Source organism: Alloactinosynnema sp. L-07 (genome assembly GCF_900070365.1).
Classification (GTDB): domain Bacteria; phylum Actinomycetota; class Actinomycetes; order Mycobacteriales; family Pseudonocardiaceae; genus Actinokineospora.
The window spans coordinates 5,256,937-5,279,720 of record NZ_LN850107.1; the positions used below are offsets into that span (position 1 = coordinate 5,256,937).

At 68.4% G+C, this 22,784-nt stretch carries 27 protein-coding genes and 4 tRNA genes; 10 read left to right on the forward strand and 21 right to left on the reverse strand.

Annotation, left to right across the window (positions count from 1 at the left end):
• Positions 1-34: 34 nt before the first annotated feature.
• Positions 35-232, forward strand: coding sequence for a hypothetical protein (locus BN1701_RS35950; protein WP_157368185.1), 198 nt, complete (start codon positions 35-37; stop codon positions 230-232).
• A 333-nt stretch (positions 233-565) separates the two neighbouring features.
• On the opposite strand, the gene rplL is transcribed toward BN1701_RS35950, so the two are convergent.
• On the reverse strand, positions 566-952 hold the full coding sequence (gene rplL, locus BN1701_RS23605) for a 50S ribosomal protein L7/L12 (RefSeq protein WP_054052306.1): 387 nt from the start codon (positions 950-952) through the stop codon (positions 566-568).
• A 65-nt stretch (positions 953-1,017) separates the two neighbouring features.
• Positions 1,018-1,590, reverse strand: coding sequence for a 50S ribosomal protein L10 (gene rplJ, locus BN1701_RS23610; protein ID WP_054052308.1), 573 nt, complete (start codon positions 1,588-1,590; stop codon positions 1,018-1,020).
• Positions 1,591-1,851: 261 nt separating this feature from the next.
• On the opposite strand from rplJ, the gene BN1701_RS23615 reads away from it, so the two are divergent.
• Positions 1,852-2,619 (forward strand): hypothetical protein, encoded by a 768-nt coding sequence (locus BN1701_RS23615; protein WP_054052310.1) that lies wholly within the window; start codon positions 1,852-1,854, stop codon positions 2,617-2,619.
• Positions 2,620-2,744: 125 nt separating this feature from the next.
• On the opposite strand, the gene rplA is transcribed toward BN1701_RS23615, so the two are convergent.
• The 13 genes from rplA to BN1701_RS23680 form a co-directional block, all read right to left on the reverse strand.
• Positions 2,745-3,464 carry a 50S ribosomal protein L1 gene (rplA, locus tag BN1701_RS23620; protein ID WP_054052312.1) on the reverse strand — a complete coding sequence of 240 codons (720 nt, stop codon included), beginning with the start codon at positions 3,462-3,464 and terminating at the stop codon, positions 2,745-2,747.
• A 113-nt stretch (positions 3,465-3,577) separates the two neighbouring features.
• Positions 3,578-4,009, reverse strand: coding sequence for a 50S ribosomal protein L11 (rplK, locus tag BN1701_RS23625; RefSeq protein WP_054052314.1), 432 nt, complete (start codon positions 4,007-4,009; stop codon positions 3,578-3,580).
• Positions 4,010-4,091: 82 nt separating this feature from the next.
• Positions 4,092-4,898, reverse strand: a complete 807-nt coding sequence (gene nusG / locus BN1701_RS23630) for a transcription termination/antitermination protein NusG (protein ID WP_054052316.1) — start codon at positions 4,896-4,898, stop codon at positions 4,092-4,094.
• 70 nt (positions 4,899-4,968) lie between these two features.
• Positions 4,969-5,376: a preprotein translocase subunit SecE gene (secE, locus tag BN1701_RS23635; RefSeq protein ID WP_054052317.1), complete on the reverse strand. Its 408-nt coding sequence runs from the start codon at positions 5,374-5,376 to the stop codon at positions 4,969-4,971.
• A gap of 65 nt (positions 5,377-5,441) precedes the next feature.
• Positions 5,442-5,514, reverse strand: a tRNA-Trp gene (locus tag BN1701_RS23640).
• A 149-nt stretch (positions 5,515-5,663) separates the two neighbouring features.
• On the reverse strand, positions 5,664-6,770 hold the full coding sequence (locus BN1701_RS23645) for a PLP-dependent aminotransferase family protein (protein WP_054052318.1): 1,107 nt from the start codon (positions 6,768-6,770) through the stop codon (positions 5,664-5,666).
• Positions 6,771-6,832: 62 nt separating this feature from the next.
• Positions 6,833-7,048, reverse strand: a complete 216-nt coding sequence (locus tag BN1701_RS23650) for a hypothetical protein (RefSeq protein WP_054052319.1) — start codon at positions 7,046-7,048, stop codon at positions 6,833-6,835.
• A gap of 103 nt (positions 7,049-7,151) precedes the next feature.
• Positions 7,152-7,550, reverse strand: coding sequence for a MaoC/PaaZ C-terminal domain-containing protein (locus BN1701_RS23655; RefSeq protein ID WP_054052321.1), 399 nt, complete (start codon positions 7,548-7,550; stop codon positions 7,152-7,154).
• Positions 7,547-8,005, reverse strand: coding sequence for a MaoC family dehydratase N-terminal domain-containing protein (locus tag BN1701_RS23660; RefSeq protein WP_054056074.1), 459 nt, complete (start codon positions 8,003-8,005; stop codon positions 7,547-7,549). Before BN1701_RS23660 ends, BN1701_RS23655 begins: the two co-directional genes overlap by 4 nt.
• 77 nt (positions 8,006-8,082) lie before the next feature.
• Entirely contained in the window at positions 8,083-8,247 is a 165-nt protein-coding gene (gene rpmG, locus BN1701_RS23665; RefSeq protein WP_054052323.1) for a 50S ribosomal protein L33, read from the reverse strand.
• Between the two features lie 78 nt (positions 8,248-8,325).
• A tRNA-Met gene (locus BN1701_RS23670) sits at positions 8,326-8,398 on the reverse strand.
• 85 nt (positions 8,399-8,483) lie between these two features.
• A tRNA-Thr gene (locus BN1701_RS23675) sits at positions 8,484-8,556 on the reverse strand.
• 64 nt (positions 8,557-8,620) lie between these two features.
• Positions 8,621-11,293 (reverse strand): bifunctional diguanylate cyclase/phosphodiesterase, encoded by a 2,673-nt coding sequence (locus BN1701_RS23680; protein WP_054052325.1) that lies wholly within the window; start codon positions 11,291-11,293, stop codon positions 8,621-8,623.
• Between the two features lie 266 nt (positions 11,294-11,559).
• Between BN1701_RS23680 and BN1701_RS35955 the strand changes: the two genes are divergently transcribed.
• Complete coding sequence (locus tag BN1701_RS35955; RefSeq protein ID WP_054052327.1) at positions 11,560-12,495, forward strand: GNAT family N-acetyltransferase; 936 nt, start codon at positions 11,560-11,562, stop codon at positions 12,493-12,495.
• Here BN1701_RS35955 and BN1701_RS23690 read toward each other — a convergent pair.
• Positions 12,472-13,455, reverse strand: coding sequence for a winged helix DNA-binding domain-containing protein (locus tag BN1701_RS23690; protein WP_054052329.1), 984 nt, complete (start codon positions 13,453-13,455; stop codon positions 12,472-12,474). The two genes, BN1701_RS35955 and BN1701_RS23690, sit on opposite strands and share 24 nt — an antisense overlap.
• 125 nt (positions 13,456-13,580) lie before the next feature.
• Between BN1701_RS23690 and BN1701_RS23695 the strand changes: the two genes are divergently transcribed.
• Together BN1701_RS23695 and BN1701_RS23700 are read left to right on the forward strand one after the other, a co-directional pair.
• Positions 13,581-14,102 (forward strand): sigma-70 family RNA polymerase sigma factor, encoded by a 522-nt coding sequence (locus BN1701_RS23695; RefSeq protein WP_054052332.1) that lies wholly within the window; start codon positions 13,581-13,583, stop codon positions 14,100-14,102.
• Positions 14,099-15,298, forward strand: a complete 1,200-nt coding sequence (locus BN1701_RS23700) for a hypothetical protein (RefSeq protein ID WP_054052333.1) — start codon at positions 14,099-14,101, stop codon at positions 15,296-15,298. The genes BN1701_RS23695 and BN1701_RS23700 overlap by 4 nt, the downstream gene beginning before the upstream one ends.
• Before the next feature lie 56 nt (positions 15,299-15,354).
• Here BN1701_RS23700 and BN1701_RS23705 read toward each other — a convergent pair whose 3' ends face one another.
• Entirely contained in the window at positions 15,355-15,924 is a 570-nt protein-coding gene (locus BN1701_RS23705; protein WP_054052334.1) for a hypothetical protein, read from the reverse strand.
• A 687-nt stretch (positions 15,925-16,611) separates the two neighbouring features.
• Positions 16,612-16,692, reverse strand: a tRNA-Tyr gene (locus BN1701_RS23710).
• Between the two features lie 132 nt (positions 16,693-16,824).
• Between BN1701_RS23710 and BN1701_RS23715 the strand changes: the two genes are divergently transcribed.
• Both BN1701_RS23715 and rfbA read left to right on the forward strand, forming a co-directional pair.
• Complete coding sequence (locus tag BN1701_RS23715; protein ID WP_054052336.1) at positions 16,825-17,316, forward strand: YajQ family cyclic di-GMP-binding protein; 492 nt, start codon at positions 16,825-16,827, stop codon at positions 17,314-17,316.
• A 96-nt stretch (positions 17,317-17,412) separates the two neighbouring features.
• Positions 17,413-18,294 carry a glucose-1-phosphate thymidylyltransferase RfbA gene (rfbA, locus tag BN1701_RS23720; protein ID WP_054052337.1) on the forward strand — a complete coding sequence of 294 codons (882 nt, stop codon included), beginning with the start codon at positions 17,413-17,415 and terminating at the stop codon, positions 18,292-18,294.
• 111 nt (positions 18,295-18,405) lie between these two features.
• Here rfbA and htpX read toward each other — a convergent pair whose 3' ends face one another.
• Positions 18,406-19,254 carry a zinc metalloprotease HtpX gene (htpX, locus tag BN1701_RS23725; protein ID WP_054052340.1) on the reverse strand — a complete coding sequence of 283 codons (849 nt, stop codon included), beginning with the start codon at positions 19,252-19,254 and terminating at the stop codon, positions 18,406-18,408.
• A gap of 69 nt (positions 19,255-19,323) precedes the next feature.
• Positions 19,324-20,112, reverse strand: coding sequence for a siderophore-interacting protein (locus tag BN1701_RS23730; protein ID WP_067520863.1), 789 nt, complete (start codon positions 20,110-20,112; stop codon positions 19,324-19,326).
• Between the two features lie 19 nt (positions 20,113-20,131).
• On the opposite strand from BN1701_RS23730, the gene BN1701_RS37900 reads away from it, so the two are divergent.
• Positions 20,132-20,257, forward strand: coding sequence for a hypothetical protein (locus BN1701_RS37900; protein ID WP_255364649.1), 126 nt, complete (start codon positions 20,132-20,134; stop codon positions 20,255-20,257).
• 220 nt (positions 20,258-20,477) lie between these two features.
• Here BN1701_RS37900 and ddaH read toward each other — a convergent pair whose 3' ends face one another.
• Positions 20,478-21,344, reverse strand: coding sequence for a dimethylargininase (gene ddaH, locus BN1701_RS23735; RefSeq protein WP_369800597.1), 867 nt, complete (start codon positions 21,342-21,344; stop codon positions 20,478-20,480).
• Between the two features lie 74 nt (positions 21,345-21,418).
• Between ddaH and BN1701_RS23740 the strand changes: the two genes are divergently transcribed.
• A complete protein-coding gene (locus BN1701_RS23740; RefSeq protein ID WP_054056076.1) occupies positions 21,419-21,868 on the forward strand; it encodes an Lrp/AsnC family transcriptional regulator in 450 nt (149 codons plus the stop codon).
• Between the two features lie 11 nt (positions 21,869-21,879).
• Positions 21,880-22,641, forward strand: a complete 762-nt coding sequence (locus BN1701_RS23745; protein ID WP_054052347.1) for an enoyl-CoA hydratase — start codon at positions 21,880-21,882, stop codon at positions 22,639-22,641.
• Positions 22,642-22,784: the final 143 nt, after the last annotated feature.

Here is a 22,784-nt window from a genome sequence, read left to right on the forward strand (position 1 = left end):
TGCGCGACCCGCTTTGCCGGGTCACAATGCGGCAGTGAGTAGCGACGAACGTACCGAACGTCAACGGGACCTGCGGCGGCGACTGCGTGCCGCGGGCAAACTTTTCACGCCACCGCGGCCGGACAATCCCCTGCCCCGTGACGTGGTGATCGAGTTGGGCCGCGGCTTCGGAACCGCCGTGAGCGAAGCGCTCGAGGCTGACCGAACGCTCGGTGGTGAGCGACGGGATTAGGCGGCTTGGCGGATTAGGCGGCTCCGCGGATTAGGCGGCTGGGCGGCTTGGGCGGTGGCGCCTGTTTGGGTGGTTCGCCTTGATTTGGGGCCCCTCGAATGGGCCTGCGCGGGTCAAAAAGGTGGGCCAAGTGAAGCCCACCCGCGCCCAAAGTTTAGGCCCATTCACCCCAAATCAAGGCGAACCACCCAAACAGGCCGTTCTGCCGGGCCCGTTGCGATTGGCGTGTGCGTGGGTGCGCGGGGTGCGTGGGTGCGCGGGGCGCCGCGCCAAAGCCGAACGGGGTCCCCGCGCGTTGCGCGGGGACCCCGTCGGAAGAGGTGAAGCGTCAGATCACTTGACGGAGATCTTGGCGCCAGCGGCCTCGAGCTTCTCCTTGGCGGCCTCGGCGGCCTCCTTGTTGACCTTCTCCAGGATCGCCTTCGGAGCGGCCTCGACCAGCTCCTTGGCCTCCTTCAGGCCCAGGCCCGAGACGACCTCGCGGACGACCTTGATGACCTGGATCTTCTTCTCGCCAGCCGACTCGAGGACGACGTCGAACTCGTCCTGCTCCTCAGCGGCCTCAGCCGGAGCAGCGGCGCCACCGGCGACGGCGACGGCGACGGGGGCGGCGGCGGTGACCTCGAAGGTCTCCTCGAACTGCTTCACGAACGCGGACAGCTCGAGCAGCGTCATTTCCTTGAACGCGTCGAGCAGCTCGTCGGTGCTGAGCTTCGCCATGGTGGCGGTTCCTTTCACTAACACACCCGGTCTAGCGGGCGCGGTGTATTTCCGGGTGGTTTCGTTCAGCTCTCGGCTGCGACAGCGTCCTCAGCGGGAGCCTCGGCGGCGGGGGCGGAGCCCTCGGCGGCCTTCTTCTCCTGCAGGGCAGCGGCCAGGCGGGCGATCTGCGAAGCCGGGGCCTGGAACAGACCGGCGGCCTTGCTGAGGTTGCCCTTCATCGCGCCCGCCAGCTTGGCGAGCAGCACCTCACGGGAGTCGAGGTCCGCGATCTTCGCGACCTCTTCCACCGTGAGCGGGCGGCCATCCATGTAGCCGCCCTTGATGACCAGACCCTTGTTGTCCTTCGCGAAGTCGCGCAGGACCTTCGCCGCGTCCACCGGTTCGCCTTCGACGAAGGCGATCGCGGTCGGACCGAGGAAAAGGCTCTCCAGTCCTTGGACACCCGCGTCGGCGGCGGCCCGCTGGACGAGGGTGTTCTTCGCGACGCGATAGGTCGTGCCAGTGCCGAGAGCGCGACGCAGCGTGGTCAGCTGCGACACGGTGAGGCCCGTGTACTCGGTGACGACGGCAGCCGAGCTGTTGCGGAACTTGTCCGCGATCTCGGCGACTGCGTTCACCTTCTCAGGCTTCGCCATGGTCGCCTCCTCTCGTGTGGGTGTCGCCGGTATCGCACCCCAGAGACGACAAACGCCCCGGCGCAGTGGCACGGGGCGTGAACAAGCGCATGGCGCTTGGCAACTTCCTCGTCCTCCTGCGCGGGCCGCCCACGTCCGGGGCACTTCGTCTTCGTCCACCCGGGGGTGTCGGAAGAAACCAGCGGTCTTCGGTAGAACCGTTCGCAAGAGTACGTGGTGCGCGGCGCGGTCTCCAAATCGGGTCCACGGCATGATGAACACGTGGCCGACAACGACGAGCCCAAGGGCCTTCCCCCCGCCTCCGGCGACCGTGGCATCTGGCCGACCGACCCCCAGGTGCCCTACGTCCCGCCGGGCGACGTCCCAGCACCCCCGCCAGCGTTCCAGGGGTCGCCGGAGTGGCGCGAGTTCCAGGAGTTCCAGCGCTTCAAGGAGTTCCAGCGCGGCGAACTCCCCCCGGCCAAGCGCCGCCCGCTCTGGCTGAAGGTGCTGCTGGGCAAGTGGGTCCGCCGCCTGGTGTTCCTGTTGATCCTGTTCATCGCGGCCGGATGGGCTTACCAGCACTACTTCGGCGACCCGAACGAAAACCTCCCGGCCGCCCAGACGGGCGGCGGCTCGACAAACCGCACACAGCTGTACTCGGATACACCGAAGGAAGCCGTGCGGATGCTCTACGACAACATCGCCCAAAACACCCCTATACAGGCCTGCAGCCGGTTCGAGTCCGAAGCGATTGGGCAGAAGTTCGCCAACGCCTTCAACGCCCCTGACTGCCTCACCGCAATGAAGCGGCTGAACGCCGAGGTGGGCACTGCCAACGACTACGCCGAGCCAACCTTCCCGCCCCCTATGAAACTGGTTCCTGATATCAACGGCATCGTTGTGATCAGCTCCTGCGAAATGATCGTCCGCGACGGGCCCCGGCTCGGGAAGCTGACGGTCAAGAAGATCCCCGACGCGCGGGGCGAGCAGTGGATCATCTCGGACTACGCAAAGGAGACGTGCCCCACCGTTCAGCCGACCGGATGACCTGTGATGGTGGATCGTCTCCGTAGCGGTGATCATCGCCCTCAACGCCATAGACAAGAACAAGAACAAGGCCGCATAACGCGAACGGCCCCGCCGAGGCGGGGCCGTTCGTGGTCTATGCGAGATCAGACCTGCACTTCATCCTCAAGGAGGTTGCGGGTGCGGGCCGGATCGACCGGGATGCCGGGGCCCATGGTGGTGCTGAAGGTGATCTTCTTCAGGAACCGGCCCTTGGCCGCGGACGGCTTCGCCCGCAGGATCTCGTCGAGCGCGGCGGCGTAGTTCTCCACCAGCTTGGCCTGGTCGAACGAGACCTTGCCGATGACGATGTGCAGGTTGGCCTGCTTGTCGACGCGGAAGTTGATCTTACCGCCCTTGATCTCGTTGACCGCCTTGGTGACCTCGGGGGTCACGGTGCCGGTCTTCGGGTTCGGCATCAGGCCACGCGGGCCAAGGATGCGGGCGATGCGGCCGACCTTGGCCATCTGGTCGGGCGTCGCGATCGCGGCGTCGAAGTCGAGCCAGCCGCCCTGGATGCGCTCGATCAGGTCCTCGGAGCCCACAGCGTCGGCACCGGCGGCCTCGGCCTCAGCGGCCTTGTCGCCGGTGGCGAAGACGATGACGCGGGCGGTCTTGCCGGTACCGTGCGGCAGGTTGACGGTGCCGCGGACCATCTGGTCGGCCTTACGCGGGTCGACGCCGAGGCGGATGGCGACCTCGACGGTCGCGTCCAGCTTCACCTTGGAGGTCTCCTTGGCGAGCTGAGCGGCCTGGAGCGGGGTGTAGAGCCGCTCCTTGTCCACCAGCTCGGCGGCCTGACGGTAGGCCTTGCTGCGCTTTGCCATTGCTGTTCCTCAATTTCGTAGCACGCCCTGGGCAGGAAATCCCGAGCGTCCGGATCAGTCGTGGTGCGGACCAGCGCCTGGTCCTCCCACACTTGCTGGGTCTTGCGAACTGCTTATTCGACCGTGATGCCCATCGACCGAGCAGTACCGGCGATGATCTTCGCGGCCTGGTCGATGTCGTTGGCGTTGAGGTCGGCCTGCTTGGTCTCGGCGATCTCGCGCACCTGGTCCCAGGTCACCTTGGCGACCTTGACCTTGTGCGGCTCAGCCGAACCCTTCTCCACACCGGCGGCCTTGAGCAGCATGCGCGCGGCGGGCGGGGTCTTGAGCTTGAAGTCGAACGAGCGGTCCTCATACACGGAGATCTCGACCGGCACCACGGTGCCACGCTGCGACTCGGTCGCGGCGTTGTAGGCCTTGCAGAACTCCATGATGTTGACGCCGTGCTGGCCCAGCGCGGGGCCGACCGGCGGGGCCGGGTTGGCCAGGCCCGCCTTGATCTGCAGCTTGATGATCGCTGCGAGCTTCTTCTTCTTCGGTGGCATGTCCGTACTTTCCTGTTATCGCGTTGTCCACCGGGCGCGAATGGCTGCGCCCCCGATGGCTGTCCGGCCCGAAGCGGACCGGTCAGATCTTGGAGACCTGGGTGAACGACAGCTCGACCGGGGTCTCCCGGCCGAAGATCGACACCAGGACCTTCAGCTTCTGCCCGTCGGCGTTGACCTCGCTGATCGTGGCGGGGAGCGTGGCGAACGGGCCGTCCATGACGGTGACCGACTCGCCGATCTCGAAGTCCACCTCGACCTGCGGGCCGCGCGACTGCGCGGTGGCCGAACCCTTCGCGGGCTTGGCCTCCTCGACCTGCGGAAGCAGGAACTTCAGCACCTCGTCGATGGTCAGCGGCGACGGCTTGGAGGTCGCGCCGACGAAGCCCGTCACACCGGGGGTGTTGCGCACCGCGGACCACGACGGGTCGTTGAGCTCCATGCGGACCAGGATGTAGCCGGGCAGCACCTTGCGCTGCACCTGCTTGCGCTGGCCGTTCTTGATCTCGGTGACCTCTTCGGTCGGCACCTCGACCTGGAAGATGTAGTCCTCCATGTCGAGGGTCTGGATCCGGGTCTCGAGGTTGGTCTTGACCTTGTTCTCGTAGCCCGCGTAGGAGTGCACGACGTACCAGTCGCCCGGGGCGCGGCGCAGCGCGTCGCGCATCTCGGCGACCGGGTCGGCCGGGGCCTCGTCGATGGGGGCGGCCTGCGCCGGAACCTCGGCGACGTCCGCTTCGTCTTCCGCGGCGTCGTCAGTGTCGGCGGAGTCGTCCGCGGCGTCGGCCTCGGTGGACTCGACCTGGCCGTCGGCCGACTCGAGGAGCTCCTCGTCGTCGGTGAGGCTGGTCGGCTCGCTACCGTCGGCGGCGCCGTTCTCGGAGGTCACAGTTGGTCTCGCTTCCTTTCATGAATCACGTGCTCCGGGTATTCGACCGGTGCGCCGCGTCGGGCGCAAATCAGCCGAACAGCCAGAACACGCCCTTGCCGAGGCCGAGGTCAAGGCCCGAGATGAGGGCGATCATGAAGGCCACGAACACCAGCACCACGGTGGTGTAGGCGATCATCTGCTTGCGCGTGGGCCAGATGACCTTGCGCAGCTCGGAGACGACCTCGCGGAGGAACCGGGCCATCCGGGCGAAGATCGAGCCCTTCGAGTCCTTGCGGTCCCGGCTGGGCGTCGGGCGGCCCTTCTTGTCGGCCGCGTCGGCGTCGGACTTGGCCACGGACTTGGCCTTGTCCACCTTGCCGTCGGCGTCCTGGCGGGCGGCCGGACGGGCCGTGCCGCGACGCTCACGCCGCGCAGCGGCGGTGACCGGACGAGAAGGGCGCTCCTGCCCCTCTTCCCGCTCCTTGTCCTCGGCCACGCCATCCTCCACTCGATGTGTACTACCCGGTCCGGTGCGGGGTCAGCCGCACTCGGACGCAAACGCAGGGGCGACAGGACTCGAACCTGCAACCTGCGGTTTTGGAGACCGCTGCTCTACCAATTGAGCTACACCCCTTCGCGAGGCCCGTATGGGCCGCGCTCAGGCGCCTCTGACCAACCCACTTTATAGCCAAGTGGAACCGGCCAGGGCGCTCAAGCACGGAAGCATACGGCACCCGGCCCGAGGCACCGCAACCGAGTACCCCGAGCCGGTCCCGCGTTCGATCAACTGGCGGTTACCCGCAGCGACGCGAGCGCGTCGGCCAGGCGGGTGATGCCCTCTTCGATCTGGTCGACCCGCACGCCCGAGTAGGCCATGCGCAGCGTCGACTCGCCGCCTTCGAGCAGGAAGTCGGTGCCCTTGACGAAGGTCACACCGCGCTCCTCGGCCGCGGGCAGCAGCTTGGCAACGTCCACGCCGTCGCCGAGGTCCACCCACATGAAGTAGCCGCCCTCAGGGGCGGTGAACTTCGCCTCCGGGATGTGCTTCTCCAGCGCCGCGCACAGCACCTGCACCCGCTCGGCCAGCGCCGCGTTGACCGTGGCGATGGAGCGCTCCATGCCGCCGCTGACGCAGAACTGGTGCACGATCGCCTGGGCGAGCATGTTCGGCGAGATGTAGGTGTTGGTGGCCCGGACGAAGACCCGCTTGATCAGCTCGGCCGAGCCGACCAGGTAGCCGACGCGGGTGCCCGGCGCCACGGTCTTGGAGAACGAGCTGGCGAACACGACGCGGCCGCGGCCCTCGTCGAGCTCCAGCATCGAGGGCAGCGTCTCGCCCGCGAAGCGGATCCGCACGTACGGGTCGTCCTCGAAGATGACGAAGTCGTACTGCTCGGCCAGCTCCAGCAGGCGCTTGCGCTTGGCCAGGCTCAGCGTGTAGCCTGCCGGGTTCTGGAAGTTGGGGATGATGTGCGCGAACGTCGGCCGCAGGCCGCCTTCGAGCAGCGCGGCGAGTTCCTCGGTGTCGATGCCGTCGAGGTCCAGCGAGACCGGCCGCACGTCGGCGTCGCGGCCGCGCAGGCCCAGCAGGGTGCGGTCGTACGTCGGCTTCTCGACGATGACCGGCTGACCGGCCACGACGAGCTCGTCGAACAGGAACGCGTCGGCCTGCATCGAGCCATTGGTGACCAGCACCTGCTCGACCGGCACGCCGTGCAGGTCGGCGAGGAACTTGCGCAGCGGGGGGTAGCCGACAGCGGTGCCGTAGCCGAGCGCGCCGCCGGGGTCGGTGGTGAGTGCGGCGTCCGCGGCGGCCTTGAGGCCGTCGACATCGATGATGTCGAGAGAAGGGGCGCCACGGGCGAAGGAGATGAGTTCGTTGGCCGTCACGCGTGAAATCTAGATGAACCGCGCGCGGGGAGCCTTTCGGGGGCTCCCCGCGCGTCGACGGCTCAGGCCTGGAACGGGGCCAGGGCGGCGATCGCGGAGGCGCGCTCGGCGTACTTCCACTTGGCGAGGTCGCCGACCGACTTGATGCCCAGCTCGGCGAGCAGTTCGTCGTGCTTGGCGGTCAGGCCTTCCAGCGCCGACGGGGGCGCGTCGAGCAGCTCGGCCAGACTCTTGTCCTCGTAGGCCTTGTCGACGAGCTTGTTCAGGTTCACAGCCACGGAAACGTCCTTCGGATCAGGTGATTGCGATCACTTAGCGTGCCCAGCCTGCACCCGAATGGAGGTCACCGCAATGGTGTCCAGTGACGTTTCCTCGAACAACCTATGAACGCGGGCGGACGACGGCGACCGGCTTGCCGAGCACGGTCTTCCCGTCGAACTTCGCGACAAGGTCGATCCGCAGCGTCCCGTCGTCGTTGATCGCGCCGATCTTGCCGCTGACCTCGACGACCGCACCCTTGTCGTCGTCGGGCACCACGATGGGCCGGGTGAAGCGGGCGCTGTAGCTGACGATCTCGCCACCGAGGTCGGTGGCGACGCGGCCCGCGACGGCCATCGTGAGCATGCCGTGGGCGATCACGTCGGGTAGTCCGACCTCGCGGGCGAACCGCTCGTTCCAGTGAATCGGGTTGAAGTCGAGCGCGGCCCCCGCGTAGCGGACCAGGTCCGCGCGGGTGATCGTCACCTCGATGGTGGGCAGCTCGTCGCCGACGCTGGTCATGCCTGCTCCTCCTCGGCGTCGCGGACCACCAGCTGCGCCTTGGCGGTCACCACGGGCTCGCCGCCCTCGGCGCTGATCTCGGCGCGCAGGGTGATGAAGTCGTTCCCGGCCCGACTCATGATGTTGTCGACGTAGGCGTGCACTACAAGCCGGTCACCGGCCACGACCGGGCGGTGGAACTCGAAGCTCTGGTCGCCGTGGACCATGCGCGAGTAGTCGAGGCCGAGTTCGGGGTCGGAGACGATCGAGTTGATCGCCGCCAGGTTGATGATCGTGGTGAACGTCGGCGGGGCCGTCACGTCCACATACCCGGCCGCACGGGCCGCCTCGGGGTCGAGGTAGACCGGGTTGGTGTCCCCGATCGCCTCGGCGAACTCCCGGATCTTCGCCCGGCTGACCTCATAGATCTCGGACGGCGGGTACGCGCGTCCCACAAACGACTGGTCCAGTGCCACGGCGAACAACCTACCCAACACACAGCGAAGGCCGCCCCAGCACCTGGGACGGCCTCACGCGCGCACTGACGCAGGCGTCAGCGGGTTTCCTTGTGCAGCTGGTGCGTCTTGCAGTTCGGGCAGAACTTCTTCATCTCAAGGCGATCCGGGTCGTTGCGCCGGTTCTTCTTGGTGATGTAGTTGCGGTGCTTGCAAGTCTCACACGCGAGCGTGATCTTCGGCCGCACGTCAGTAGAAGCCACAACAACCTTCCTTACATGACCAGAGAACCCGACCACCAAGGACGGGAGTCCGGGGGCTTGCCCCGGTTGGGATCTGCGTAGCGATGGCCGGACTTGAACCGGCGACACAGCGATTATGAGTCGCTTGCTCTACCGACTGAGCTACACCGCTTGGGTTACTGCCGTTGGTACTGCTTGACATGGATCAAGCCGCGCGACACCGCAGATATTTCCGGTGCCTCGCGGCCGATCTGCCGAGCCCCTTTACGGAATCGAACCGTAGACCTTCTCCTTACCATGGAGACGCTCTGCCGACTGAGCTAAAGGGGCCTGTCCCTGGGGACGGGCGTAACTTTACACAGCCTCGCCGCCAGCTCCAAAACGGGGGGTGGGCTTAGGAGAGCAAGGTCAGCACGGTCTCGTCACGCAAGCCTTTGGCCTGCGTGGTTCGCGCTTGCAACCACGCTTCGAGTCTGCTTTCCGACAGCGGCCGGGAGATCAGATAGCCCTGCGCGACGTCGCAGCCCATCGCAGCGAGTTGGTCGCGGGCGACATCCTCCTCGACGCCCTCGGCGACCACGGTCAGACCCAGCGAGTGACCCAGCTCGACGATCGAGCGCACCACGGCGAGGTCGCCGAGGTCGGTGCCCATGCCGAGCACGAAGCTCTTGTCGATCTTCACCTCGTCCACCGGCAGCTGGCGCAGGTAGGCCAGCGACGAGTAGCCGGTGCCGAAGTCGTCCACGGCCAGCACCACGCCCTGCGCGTGCAGCCTGCGCAGCACCGGCAAGGCCCGCTGCGGGTCGGCCATGACGCCGGACTCGGTCAGCTCCAGGGTGAGCAGCTCCGGCGGCACGCCGTGCTTGGCCAGGGCCGCGGCGACCCGGTCGGGGAACGCGGCGTCGTCGAGGCTGCGCACCGACAGGTTGACCGCCGCGGAGATCCGCAGCCCGCGGTCCATCCACTTGCGCACCCGGATCAGCGCCTGGTCCATCACGAACCCGGTCAGCGCGTCGACCAGGCCCGCGGCCTCGACGGCGGGGACGAACTCGTCGGGGTCGAGCTTGCCGAACTCGGGGTGCCGCCAGCGCACCAGCGCCTCGACGCCGAGGACCTGGCGGCTGGGCAGCGCGACCTTGGGCTGGTAGTGGACCTTGACCTGGCCGGTCTCCAGCGCCTGCCGGAACTGGGTGACCAGCTGGAAGCGGCGCAGGAAGATCTGTCCCATGGTGGGCAGGTAGGCGCGCACGTGCTCGCCGCTGGTCCGCGCGGCGCGCAGGGCGACGTCGGCCCGCTGCAGCAGCGCGTCGACGTCCAGCTCGACCGAGCGGGACTCGCCGTCTACCGACTGCGGCATCGAGTAGCCAACAACGGAGTTGGCCTCGACAGTGAGCCGATCGACCGGGTAGGGCGCCGCCAGGATCGCGCGCAGCCGCTCGGCGGTCGCGTGGGCTTGCGCGTCGTCGGTGTCGACCAGCAGCACGGCGAACGCGCCGCCCTCCAACCGGGCGATGGCGACGTCGGAACCCATCGCGTCGCGCAGGCGGCGGCCCGCGGCCACGACCATCCGGTCGCTCCAGGCGTAGCCGAGGGCGTCGGAGACGGTGGCGAGGATGTCGAGGTCGATCCGCAGCACGACCGACTCGGGGTGCCTACGCAGCGGCTCGCCCGCCGCGCGACGGAAGCCGAGTCGGTTGAGCAGGCCGGTCAGCGGGTCGTGGTAGGCGTCGTGGCGCAGAGTGGCCAGCAGCCTGCGGTTGTCCATGGCGGTGGCCAGGTGGCTGGCCATGGTGCCGATGAGCCGCACGTCGGGCCTGCCGAAGCCGCGCCAGCGGGAGAGCTTGTCGTGCGCCTCGACGATGCCGAGCAGGTGCGTGCCGCTGCGCAGTGGGACGACCAGGGCCTCGTCGGCACCGCGGCGCATGAGCGCGTGGCGGATCTCCGGGGCGGCGTCGCCCCGGCGGAAGTGCCGGACCTGGCCGCCGGGCAGCCGCAGCAGGGCGTCGGCGCGGGATCCGGTGGCGTCCACGGCGTGCATGTCGATAGGGAGGTCCTCGCCGGAGACCACGGTGTGCAGCGGGCGCTGGGCGTCGAACCGCAGCCGCAGCACCACCCTGGCCGCGCCGAGCTGGTCCTTGATCCGGTCGGCGATGACCTGCCACTCGTCGTCGCCGACGACCTCAGTGACCTCGGTCGCGTCGCTGACGCCGAGGGACGGCTTGGCCGCGGCCTGGTGGCCTGCGCGGGCCACGATGAGGCTGACCTCGGACAGCGCCTCCAGGTCGCGCTGCTCGCGCAGCATGCCGGAATAGGCGAGATAGAGGGCGGAGAGCCCGCCGAAGGCCAGGACGAGCAGCGGCCAGCCGGACTCGGCGTGCACCGCGACCTGATAGCCGATGACTGCCGCCGAGGCGTTGACCATGCCCAGCACCAGCGTGCGCAGCACCAGGCGCACCGCGGCGCCGACCCGCATCCGGCGGCCGAGGACGCGCACACACACCAGCGCGAGCAGGGTGCTGGACAGCGGGGCGACCAGGGCCCCGGTGATCACACCCGCCCAGGACGGCCCGAATCCGCCGAGCGCCTGGTTGATGGCGGCGGCGGTGGCGAAGGCGCAGGCGATCTCGAAGATCATCGCGCCCGCGTTGTAGAGGATCCTGTCGTGCACCCTGCGGACCAGCAGCGTGCCGACGCCCGCAACCAGGTGGGCGGCGAGCACGACCTCGAACGGGGCCACGAACAGGCCGATGACCAGCGGGATCTCGCAGAAGGAGATCGACCACGACACGCCGCCGCGCACATCGACGTTGATCGCGAGCTGCTCGGCGACCAGGAAGCCCATGGCGAGCAGCAGACCGATCCAGATCAGCTGCGGGCGCGGGTTGGACGGCAGCCACCACGACACCAGGCCTGCCGAGACCACCGCGGAGACGAGCACCAGGAGCGAGAAGACGAGGAACCGCCGATTGGGCGCCGGGTCCTCGACAAGCCAGGAGGGATTCTCGGGGCTCTCTGGGGTCGCCCCGGGCGACGACGCCAACTCGGGCGCGTCTGGGTGGTCCGGCATGCAACCTCCTCGCCACGGCCGCGCACGCGGGCCAGATTGGTGTCTCCCGCACATGGCGAGTCCCCCGACGGCCCGCTGACTGTACCCCGATCAGGCGAAAGGGTCACGTGTGCTAGTTACCCGCAGCCATCGTGAGATATGGGGTGACAAGCTGGTTAACAGTTCACCGTAAGACGTCTGACATGCGCCCATGCGCCGGAACATGATCACTGTTCGCGATCAAGAACGGCACCGACATCACTCTGTTGGATGAACCATCAACCCACATGGCGGTGCGCTTGGATGGCGGGGTGGACTCGCCAGCCATCGCCGCCGCGCACGCCGCCCGCCTCGCCGCCGCCGACCCGCTGCTGCCCGCGCCGCCGCCGCTGGCCGGGGTCGGCGTCCGGTTGACGGCCGACGCCGGCGAGGCGGCCGCGTGGTTCCAGGAGTCCGCGCCGGGGATGGCGTCGCGCACCTGGGAGCCCGACCGCAGGCACAACCTGGAGGTCCGGCTGGCGGGCGACGACCGCGCCGCCACCCTGGGCGAGCTGCTCGACCGGTGGGCGGAACGGATCACCGCCGCGGTCACCCCCGGCGACCTCGACGCCGCCGCGGTGGTCGAGCTGCCGAGCCGCGACACTGAGGCGGTGTCGGCGCTGATCCACCGGGGATTCGTGCCGTGCAGCGTCGTCGCCGTGCGCAAAGCGGGCCGGGCAGGCCTCGCGGGCGACCCGGACCTGCGAATCCGGCCCGCCGAGCCGGGCGACCTCGACATCGCGACCGAGCTGAACATGACGGTGGTGCGCTATGACGCGCCGTTCGGAAAGGTGACCCCGCGCGAGGACACCGAGGAAGCGCTGCGCAACCAGCTCGCCTTCCTGTTGGGCCAGCCCGCGCCGTCGGTCTGGCTGGCCGAGCGCGCGGGCCGGGTGGTCGGCGTCGTGCACTTCCAGCTCCCGCCGACCGCGGACTGGGCAAAGCGGTACGTCGCGGCCCCGTCGACGGCCTATCTGGCCTGCCTCGGGGTGGCCGAGGACGACCGCGGCGGCGGTGTCGGGGCGGCGCTGGCGGCCCATGCGCACTCGATGATCGACGCGGCGGGCCTGCCGGTGACGCTGCTGCACCACGCCTTGCCCAACCCGAGGTCGACGCCGTTCTGGTACTCGCTCGGCTACCGTCCACTGTGGACGATGTGGCTACGCCGACCGGTCGTCAGATAGGAAGCGGGCGATGTCGGCGATCTCCTGGTCGATCGCGCCCTCGATGCCCTTGGGAAGGGTGCCGAAGGGCTCGATCTCGATCCGGCCCCGCGCGCGCCGCCACGTCGCCACCGCGCGGCCGTCCACCAGGACCGCGGGCATGACGAACCCGCCACCCGCCTGGATGCGTTTGGCGTATGCGGCGGGAACGGCGAGGGTCCGGTCGCGGTAGCCGAGCAGGTAGGCGTCGAAGTGCCCGACCAGGCGGACGACCCGACCTGGGTCCTGGTGGTTCGGCTCGGCGCCGGTGAACGCCGCGCGTGCCTTGCCCAGCGGGAGGCCCGACCAGGCGGCGAAGTCCTCGGCCGTGGCCGGGGCGTGGCCGACGACGTAGCGCTCGGCCAGCCGCGCAAGCGCTTTCGCCTCGTCGAGGGTCGGCGACTCCTCCAACCGGACATAGGTGGGCTCGTCGTCGGACCGATCCGGGCCGCGGCGGATGACGCCGGTCAGCGCGGCGTACCCGATGAGGTGTGCGGGTGCCTGGGTCTTCGGATCGATCTCGATGCCTTCGGCGGCCAGCGCATCGACCAACTCGGCACGTGACTTCGGCGTCTTCGCGGCTTCGGCGATCACGTCGGCGCCGCGCGCGCAGATGTCGTCGGTCAAGCCCAACTGGGCGCGGCGGCCGCGCAGACCGTGGGCGAAGCGGGGGCCGAGCAGGGCCACGACCCAGCCCGCGTCCTCGGCGGCGAGCATGTGCAGGGTGCCGCGCATCGCCCAGGTGCGGACCACGGTCCCGTCGGCGACCGCGGCGTCGACGTCGGCCCGGGTGAGCCCGTCGGTCCTGGCCCGCACGGCGAGCCGGTTTGCCCGCACGTCCTGCGCCTGCAGGCCGACCACCCGGCGCACCGAGTCGGCCACCGACACCGGTCGAGCACCGGCTAAACCCTGCGACACAGTGCGCGCCACCAGCGAATCCATGCTCAAACGGTAGCGCCGCGCCGATTCATCAGGAAAAGTTCGGCGACCGTGGCAACCTTTTCCGCCCGCCTGGCGGTCTAGGGGGTGTTCGGGATTGAAATCGGTTAGCGACTGGGGGTGACGGCATGCAGGACGAACTCGACTTCGACGGGTTCGTCCGGGAGCGGTACGACCAGCTCTTGCGCTATGCCGTGATGCTCACCGGGCGACGGTGGGACGCCGAGGAGATCCTGCAGGAGGCGCTGGTGCGCTGCCTGCGCCGGTGGCGCAAGGTGCCCGCGGACAACGCGGTCGCCTACGCGCGTAAAGCGATCTACAACGAGTTTTTGCGGTCGGCCAAGCGCAAGACCGTGGTCACGCTCGACGAGATCGCCGAACAGCTGGACCTCGAGGACTTCTCCGGTGCCGTGGTGGCCCGCGAACACGTCCTCGCGGTTCTTCAGACACTGCCGCCGCGACAGCGCGCCGCTGTCGTCGCGCGATTCGTGCTCGACCTGACCGAGGCCCAGGCCGCGGTCGAACTGGGGTGTTCGGTCGGCACCATCAAGTCGCTGACCAGCCGAGGTCTGGCCAAGGTCAGGCAGACGTGGAAGGCGGGGGAATTGGCCGCGGACGCGGTCGCCTCGCCGGGAAGGAGGGGGGCATGATCGCGGACGAGCAGAACCGCACCGTGACCCGGCTCCGCCACGAACTGGGGGCCGTGGGTGTGCGGGCGCACACCGACCAGGTCGACAGGATGCTGCGGCGGGTGCACACCCGCAGGCGCGAACAGCGCCAGCACCGGATTCAGATGGTGGCGGCGCTGGCCGTGGTCCTGATCGCGGTCGCCGGGGCGTTCGTGGTGAGCTGGCGACAGGCCGAGCCCGACCAGATCGTCGCCGCCGACCTGGTGGTCAACTGGCCACTGCGCGGCGACCTGGCGACGGACACGGATCTGCTCCAGCGGGCCGAGCAGGCGTGGCGCGGGGGACCGACGCCGCCGACCGGCCCGGTGCACCCTGTGTACGCGGGCAAGCGGGTCTCCCGGACGGCGAGCCTCGTGGTCGTGGCCTTGGTGTCCCCGGTCGACCGGGTGCACAGCCGGGTCGCGTTCGTGACCAGCAAGATCAGCACAGACCAGAACGTGGACAGCGCTCGGCTCTCGGTCCGCGCGACGACACTGATCGGCCGAGGCCAGCGCGCGATCGGATTCCTTAACGCCACGGTCAACTCGGACGACGACGAGTTGCGCGGGGGCGGCGGTCTGGGCTTCATCCTGGCCGAGCCAGGGGTCACCGAGGTCAAGTACCGGTCCTCTGCCGAGGACGACGCCATGGCCGAGACCCCGCCACTGGCCCCGGACGGCGTCGCGTGGTTCGAGGCCCACAGCGGGATCGCGGCGTGGAACACCGTCATCGAGGTCCCCGGCACGCCGATGACGACGGTGAACTTCGCCGCCGGGGTCTATGAGGCGAACATCATCCCGGTCTCACTGTCGACGGTGGGGAACACGGTCAAGGTCGGCGGCGACGTTCAGGATGGGGATCTGATCGTGACCGTCAACGGCCTGGTCGGCGTGATCACGGGCACGGACGGGACCGTGGACACCCGCTTGAGCGAGTTCTATCGGGTCGGCGACCTGCAAACAGCGTTGACCAAGCATCCGGTGCGGCTGGTCGAGCGCGACGGCGCGACACACTTCGAGCTGAGCGGGCCAGGAGAGGTCCGGCCGACGAACCGGATCGTGCTTGTCGACGGCGACCTGAAGGTCGAGGTGGCCAAGGTCGCCGCGGACGGCTCACGGGTGGAGCGGACGGTCGATCCGACGACCACCGTCGTGGCGATGCGGGTGCGGAACCGATGAGCGCGAACACGACACCGGTGGGGGCGGAGCAGGCGCCCCACCCCCACCGGAACGCGCTAGTACGGTGCCGCCCAGCCGTCGCCCCAGATCGTCGCGGGGCCCCAGTCCTTGCTCAGGCGGAAATAGTGCTCGTGGTACGGGTTGAGCCCATACCAGCAGTAGCCGTAGTACCACCCGTCGAGGCTGTACCGGACCGTCGGCCCGATCTTGGCGTCCGGATACGGGTAGGCGTCGTAGATGTCGACCTTGAGCTGCTTGGTCCAGTACAGCGGATCGGTACTGCCGGTGCCGCGCAGGTTCACACAGACCGAGCCGCCGGTCGACGGCCAGAAGGTCCGCGACGTCAGGCTGGTCGAGAAGCTGTAGGAGAAGTTGAACGGCAGGTAGGACGCCGTCACGGCCATGGCGCTGACGGGGGAGTCGCGCGGCCGGTCCTTCCCGTCGTCGGGCAGCAGATCCATCCGCGGCGCCGACGGGTCGGGCCGCTGGGAGGTCTTGGTTGCCGAGACGTCGCGCGGCGACTTCGGTTCGTCTCTAACGTCGGCAATGGCTTGGGGAGCCGACACCACAATCGTCAACATGGACATGACCGCGATCAGATATCGCTTCGTTCTGGCCGTCTTCATCGTTATTCCCACAACGTCCCTCCCGGAGTCAGGAATGGAAAGTTAGTCACTGACCACGCTGGTCCACGTCCATCTTTCGGGTGACAGTAGGTCACCGCCCTCCGATGACCAGAAAAGTGCGACAAATGGCAGCAGGCAGGCGCTCCGAAGGGAGCAACCAGGTCGCGCATCCGGCATATTCAGTGAACATCCGGAGTACGGTCCCACCACCGCTTGGACGGGTCGTCGGTGGCGGGACCGCTGGTGAACGCCGCCACGGGGAGGACTCCCGGCCCCCCATTCACCGCACCGCATCGTGCCCCACCGGGCCGTGGTCCGAACAATTCATTGAATTTCCACGACAAGGCCCACCGAACACAGTTTTCCGCCGGGCCTGACCCGGCGGACCGACCCCCCGCGCGCTGCCCTCGCGCGCGACGGGGGGTATCGGGTCCGGCCGCATTTGCAGGGATGCGGCCGGGCCCGCCTTAATTCAGCCCTATTGCTTTGAATCAACTGTTGACCCACCCCCGGCACCGCTGACACGTCGGAGATCATCCGGTCGACCGCCAACGCCGCCTCGACGGCCTCGGCGCAAACAGAAACGGCCCTGAGCGCGAAGTTCGCACCCAAAGCCGCATCCAGTGATCATCCCAGGTCGTGCGGACGATCTCGTGTTCAGTTGTTTATGCTGGTCAAACCAGATTGTGGCGGGTAGAGGATTCGAACCTCTGTAGCTTTCGCGACGGATTTACAGTCCGCTCCCATTGGCCGCTCGGGCAACCCGCCGGGTCGTCCAGCTCGGCTGGACGGGAGGAACCATACCCAATGCCCGCCAGTGGGTTCCAATCGGTACCCCCACCCACGGGCGGCGGTAGCATCCTGGCCGACCAGGACCCTCGATGTGGAGGTGCGAGACACGTGGCGGACCCGTCTTTCGACGTGGTGAGCAAGGTTGACCGGCAGGAGGTGGACAACGCGCTCAATCAGGCCGCGAAGGAGTTGTCCACGCGGTTCGACTTCCGCAACACCGGGGCGGAGGTGAGCTGGAGCGGCGAGGAGGCGATCAGCTTCCAAGCCGACACCGAGGAGCGCTGTGCCGCGGCGATCGAGGTGTTCAAGGAGAAACTGATCAAGCGGAACATCTCGCAGAAGGCGTTCGACGTCGGCGAGCCCGCGCTCTCCGGGAAGGTCTACAAAGTCACCGGCACGCTGGTGCAGGGGATCTCCTCGGAGAAGGCCAAGGAGATCGCCAAGAAGATCCGCGACGAGGGCCCCAAGGGCGTCCAGGCGCAGATCCAGGGCGACCAGCTGCGCGTCACCGGCAAGAAGAAGGACCACCTGCAGGACGTCATCGTCCTGCTCAAGGGCGGCGACTTCGGCATCGCGCTGCAGTTCACCAATTACCGGTAGGCCGCGGGCGGGTGTGGGCGACTTGCTCACACCCGCCGCGCCGACCGCAACGATCGTGGCCCGGAACCGATGACACACGAAACGACAGGAGCCACGATGAAGGGCATCGTCCTCGCCGGAGGAAGCGGGACCCGGCTGCACCCGATCACCCAGGCGGTGTCCAAGCAGCTGCTCCCGGTGTACGACAAACCGATGATCTACTACCCGCTGTCGGTGCTGATGCTGGCCGGGATCCGGGACATCCTGATCATCTCCACGCCGGTCGACCTGCCGAACTTCGAGCGCCTGCTCGGCGACGGCACCCAGTTCGGCTGCCGGTTCAGCTACGCCGAGCAGCCTGAGCCCAACGGCCTGGCCGAGGCGTTCATCATCGGCGAGGAGTTCATCGGCGACGACCAGGTCGCGCTCATCCTCGGCGACAACATCTTCTCCGGGCAGAGCTTCCCCAAGCAGCTGCACGACACCGTCGCCGAGCTCGACGGCGCCGTGCTGTTCGGCTACCGGGTCAAGGACCCCCAGCGTTACGGCGTTGGCGAGGTCGACGCCGATGGCAGGCTGGTGTCGATCGAGGAGAAGCCCGCGCTGCCGAAGTCGAACCGGGCGATCACCGGGCTCTACTTCTACGACAACGACGTGGTCAAGATCGCCAAGGGTCTGACCCCGTCGGCCCGCGGCGAGCTGGAGATCACCGACGTCAATCTGGAGTACCTGCGCCAGGGCCGGGCCAAGCTGCTCGACCTCGGGCGGGGCTTCGCCTGGCTCGACACCGGTACGCACGACTCGCTGTTGGAGGCGGGGCAGTTCGTGCAGGTGCTCGAACACCGCACCGGCGTGCGGCTGGCGTGTCTGGAGGAGATCGCGCTCGAAGGCGGGTTCATCACCCCGGACCAGGCCTACGCGCTGGGCGAGCGGCTGGCCAAGTCCGGCTACGGCGAGTACGTGATGGCCGTGGCGAAGGCGGCGGGCGCGACAGGCTGACCTTCCGGCGCCGGGAATCGTCGAACGATCCCCTCGTTGAACAATTCTCTTGTTGAACAATCGGCCCAGCCCCGACCGAGGACGCAAGGCTTGGGGCTGAGCGAGGGGCGGTCAGGCCGCCATTCGCTCCAGGCGGGCGATTCGCTCGGCCATCGGCGGGTGGGTGGCGAATCTGCGGGCCATGGCCGCGCCGGGGCGGAACGGGTTGGCGATCATCAGGTGCGACTGGGCGACCAGCGCGGGCTCGGCGGGCAGCGGCGCGGCCCTGGTCCCCTCGTCGAGCTTCCGCAGCGCCAGCGCCAGGCCCAGCGGGTCACCGGTGAGGCGGGCGCCGGACTCGTCGGCCTGGTACTCGCGGGACCGGCTGACCGCCATCCGCACGATACCGGCGGCGACCGGGCCCAGCACCGCCACCGCGAGCAGGGCGATCGGGTTGTCGTCGTCATCGTCGCCGAAGACGCCGGTGATCATGGCGATCCCCGCGATCATGCTCACCGCCCCCGCCAGCGCACCCGCGACGCAGGAGATGAGGATGTCGCGGTTGTAGACGTGGGCAAGTTCGTGCCCGAGGACGCCGCGCAGCTCGCGTTCGTCGAGCAGGTCGAGCAGGCCCGTGGTGCAGCAGATCGCCGCGTTGCGCGGGTTGCGTCCGGTGGCGAACGCGTTGGGTGCCCTGGTGACGCTGACATACAGGCGCGGCATCGGTTGGCGCGCGGCCGTGGCCAGTTCCCGCACGATCCGGTACAGCGCAGGGTGTTCGGCCTGCGACACCGGCCGCGCGTGCATGGCCCGCAGCGCGTGCTTGTCGGAGTTGACGTAGGCGTAGGTGCTCATCAGCACCGCGACGACGCAGCCGACGAGCAGCGCCGTCCGCCCGAACAGCGAGCTGACCAGCAGGATCAGCGCACTCATACCGCCGAGCAGCAAGGCGGTTTTGAGCCCGTTGCCATGCCAGTGCACGCGTCGCCTCCCCGTGTGAAATCTGTGTTCAGCCCGGAGAACCAACGAGCGCCGACGCTGAGAAGTTCCTCAGTTGCCGCTCTCGCCCAGCCGCCAGTAGGTGGTGGGCCGCACGCGGCCACGCGAATATCCGCGCTCATCGAGCAGATGAGCCCGCACAGCCAGCATCGCCGCGCGCTCCCCCGCCATCCACACCTCGGGCAGCCCGTCCGGCAGATCCGCGCCCCGGATCGCGTCGACAAGGACGGGACTCTCCCCGGGCGGCACACCGTCGCGGTGCAGCCAGGTCACCCCGGCCAGCGCCTGCTCCTCGGCGGCGTCGGCCACCTCGATGAACGTCAGCACCCGCTTGTCGGCGGGCAGCGCGGCCAGGATCTGCCCGATCGCCGGGATCGCGGTCTCGTCGCCCGCCAGCAGGTACCAGTCGGCAGCGGGGTCGGGCTGATAGGCGGGCGAGGGCCCGACGAAGATCAGCTCATCCCCCACGGCGGCGCGCTCGGCCCACGCCGACGCCGGTCCGGAGTCGCCGTGCAGGACGAAGTCGAAGTCGACCTCATTGGTCGCCGGATCGTGCCTGCGGACGGTGTATGTCCTGGTCAGCGGCCGGACCTGGGACCAGAGCCCACGCGCGGCCTCCAGCGTCAGCGGCTCGGGGAGGGTGACGTCCTCGGGGTAGAAGTAGAGCATCACGTTGGTGTCGGTGCTCGCCCCGGCGAGGCTCGCCAGGGACTCGTCGCTCACGGTCACCCTGGCCATGTGCGGGCTGACCCGCTCGACCCGGACGACGGGCACGCGCCACAGGCGGGTCTCCGGTTTGCGGGAGCGCCTGCGGGTCGGGGTATCGGAATTGGCGTTCATCGGTGTTTATTGTTCGCTCATGGCGCTGCGCACTGGTCTTGAGGGCCTGGAGACGGCCGCTCAGCGGCTCGCGGACCGGTCGCTGCTGGCGGATCGGGGCGATGGGTGGGAGACGGACTGGGTGGTGATCTCGGCGTGCCGGTGACCACCTGTTGGGGAGGAGAAGCCTGTGGCCCGGATGCCGACCCCCAGACGACATCCGGGCTCCCGAGAGGGACTGTACATAACATGACTAAACGATCATGGGGCGCCTGCTTTGCCGACTGCACTACGCCGACGCACTCTGATCTCTTGAAGAACGCAAAAGTGGCCACCGGTTGTGCACCAGTGGCCACTTCTCATACGCGAACTCACGTCGCGGAGAGCTATCCCCGAAGTTCGTTCGTGCAGCACTTGGGGCCGCCGCCGGACTTGCGGAGTTCGGAGATGTCGACCATGACCGGGTTGTATCCACGCTGAGCCACCTCAGCCGCCAACCGAGTCGCCTCCACCGGCAGCACCACGTTCCGACCGTCCGACACAGCGTTCAGGCCGAGGCAAACCGCGTCCTCTTCGGTTGCGATCACCGCGTTCGGGAACATGCGGGACAGGACTCGCTGGGTGCCTGCGGAGAAAGCCTCCGGGTAGTACGCCACCTCAGCCGGACGGCCGTCGCGGGCCTCCGACAGGACGAACAGGGCCACGTCGAGGTGGTAGTACCGAGGGTCCACCAGTTGCAGCGAGACGACCGGAACTCCCAGGACTTCCTGGGCCTCGGCGTGGGCACCCGGGTCCGTGCGGAAGCCAGTCCCGGCGAGCAGGACCGAGCCCGTCCACGTGAAGTCGCCCTCGGCCTCGTTGATGCACTGCGGCATCACGACGTCGCGGTAGCCGTTGTCGAGGAACCAGCGGCGGAAGTGGTCGGCTTCGGCGGCCCGCTGGGGGGCGCGGAAGCGGGAGCCCAGCACCCGACCGTCGACGACGGTGCCGGAGTTCGCCGAGAAGACCATGTCGGGCAGGCCCGCGGCTGGTTCGATCGTCTCGACCGTGTGGCCGAGGGTCTCGTAGGTCTCCTTCAGCGCCGTCCACTGCGCGACGGCGAGGTCTGTGGAGACGGGTTCGTCCGGGTTCATCCACGGGTTGATCACGTATTCGACCGTGAAGTACCTGGGTTCGCACATGAGGTACCGGCGGGTCGTCGGGGCGCGCTCTGGGTGCACAACCTCGACCGCGGAGTCGGACAGTAGCGTCATGGATCGAAATGTAGAGCCGGACTTCGCATACGACAATGTCGCAATCTTGCTCGTAGACCTGCATTATGTTGCGTGTGGACATCATAGATCAGCGAATCATTGCGCAGCTTGTGGCGGACGCCCGGTCCAGTTATGCCGAGATCGGCAAGGTGGTGTCACTCTCCGCACCCGCGGTGAAACGGCGGGTTGACCGGCTGCTGGAAACGGGGGTGCTGCGCGGGTTCACCGCGGTGGTCAATCCGGAGGCGTTGGGGTGGGGCACCGAAGCCTTCGTCGAGGTGCACTGCCAGGGCAATGTCAGCCCGGACCGGATCCGGCAGCGGCTCGAACCGCTGACCGAGGTGGTCGCGGCCTACACCGTCTCGGGCGCGGCGGATGCGATCGTTCACCTGCGGGCGGCGAACATCCACCACCTTGAGGACGCGCTCGAGCGGCTGCGGGCGGTCGACATGGTTTCGCGGACCGTCAGCACTGTGGTGCTGTCGACACTCCTCGAGCGGCCGCCCGCGCCCGAGCCCGGATAGGGTCCGGGGGCATGACCGAGGTTCTGCTCGACCGCCGTGACGGCGTCGGTGTCATCACGCTCAACGCTCCTGGCCGCCGCAACGCGTTGACGTTGACTATGTCCGCGGAGCTGGCGGACGCGGTGAAGGCCTGTGAGGGCGATCCCGCGATCAAGGCGATCGTGATCACCGGGACGCCGCCCGCTTTCTGCGCGGGGGCCGACCTCACTCTGCTGGGTGAGTCTCGGGAGGAGGGGCTGCGGGCGATCTACGCCGGGTTCCTCGCCGTGGCGAACTCGACGCTGCCGACTATCGCGGCCGTGGGTGGCGCGGCGGTGGGCGCGGGGTTGAACCTGGCGCTGGCGGCCGACGTGCGGATCGCGGGGCCGCGGGCGCGGTTCGACGCCCGGTTCCTCCAGCTCGGCATCCACCCGGGCGGCGGCATGACCTGGATGCTCCAGCGCATCGTCGGGCCACAGACGGCGACCGCGATGACGCTGTTCGGCAAGATCCCGGACGCCGCCGAGGCGCTGCGGTTGGGGCTGGTCCACCTGGCCGTCGAAGGCGAACAGGACGCGATGGTCGACGCGGCGGTGGAATTCGCCGGGCCCGCCGCGGTGGGGCCGCGGGACCTGATCAAGTCCATCAAGCAGACGATGCGGACCACCGCGGGCCTGACCGAGCACGCCGAGGCGGTCGAGACCGAGTTGGTGGCGCAGGTGGCCTCGATGGACTCGCCGGAGTTCGAGCGGCTGTTGGAGCAGATGAAGGCCCGGATTTCGGGCCAGGCCTGAGACCCAGACCACACGACGGAACAAATGTACCCACATTCTGGGAAACTGTAACCCCGAGTTACAGTTATATGTGGGACTTGGGGGCCGGGTTGTGGATACTCGTCCCGCCGTCATCGTCGCGGGACTGTGACGTGTAGCGCGTT

Excerpts from the sequence above, each read along its gene's own strand:
- rfbA (WP_054052337.1), top strand. The coding sequence starts at position 17,413 with ATGAAGGGCATCGTCCTCGCCGGAGGAAGCGGGACCCGGCTGCACCCG.
- BN1701_RS23705 (WP_054052334.1), bottom strand. The coding sequence starts at position 15,924 with ATGAAGACGGCCAGAACGAAGCGATATCTGATCGCGGTCATGTCCATG.
- BN1701_RS23730 (WP_067520863.1), bottom strand. The coding sequence starts at position 20,112 with ATGAACGCCAATTCCGATACCCCGACCCGCAGGCGCTCCCGCAAACCG.
- BN1701_RS35955 (WP_054052327.1), top strand. The coding sequence starts at position 11,560 with ATGGCGGTGCGCTTGGATGGCGGGGTGGACTCGCCAGCCATCGCCGCC.
- BN1701_RS23680 (WP_054052325.1), bottom strand. The coding sequence starts at position 11,293 with ATGCCGGACCACCCAGACGCGCCCGAGTTGGCGTCGTCGCCCGGGGCG.
- rplA (WP_054052312.1), bottom strand. The coding sequence starts at position 3,464 with ATGGCAAAGCGCAGCAAGGCCTACCGTCAGGCCGCCGAGCTGGTGGAC.
- BN1701_RS23695 (WP_054052332.1), top strand. The coding sequence starts at position 13,581 with ATGCAGGACGAACTCGACTTCGACGGGTTCGTCCGGGAGCGGTACGAC.
- rplL (WP_054052306.1), bottom strand. The coding sequence starts at position 952 with ATGGCGAAGCTCAGCACCGACGAGCTGCTCGACGCGTTCAAGGAAATG.
- BN1701_RS37900 (WP_255364649.1), top strand. The coding sequence starts at position 20,132 with ATGGCGCTGCGCACTGGTCTTGAGGGCCTGGAGACGGCCGCTCAGCGG.
- BN1701_RS23690 (WP_054052329.1), bottom strand. The coding sequence starts at position 13,455 with ATGGATTCGCTGGTGGCGCGCACTGTGTCGCAGGGTTTAGCCGGTGCT.
- ddaH (WP_369800597.1), bottom strand. The coding sequence starts at position 21,344 with ATGACGCTACTGTCCGACTCCGCGGTCGAGGTTGTGCACCCAGAGCGC.
- rplK (WP_054052314.1), bottom strand. The coding sequence starts at position 4,009 with ATGCCACCGAAGAAGAAGAAGCTCGCAGCGATCATCAAGCTGCAGATC.
- rplJ (WP_054052308.1), bottom strand. The coding sequence starts at position 1,590 with ATGGCGAAGCCTGAGAAGGTGAACGCAGTCGCCGAGATCGCGGACAAG.
- BN1701_RS23700 (WP_054052333.1), top strand. The coding sequence starts at position 14,099 with ATGATCGCGGACGAGCAGAACCGCACCGTGACCCGGCTCCGCCACGAA.
- BN1701_RS23655 (WP_054052321.1), bottom strand. The coding sequence starts at position 7,550 with ATGACCAGCGTCGGCGACGAGCTGCCCACCATCGAGGTGACGATCACC.
- BN1701_RS23745 (WP_054052347.1), top strand. The coding sequence starts at position 21,880 with ATGACCGAGGTTCTGCTCGACCGCCGTGACGGCGTCGGTGTCATCACG.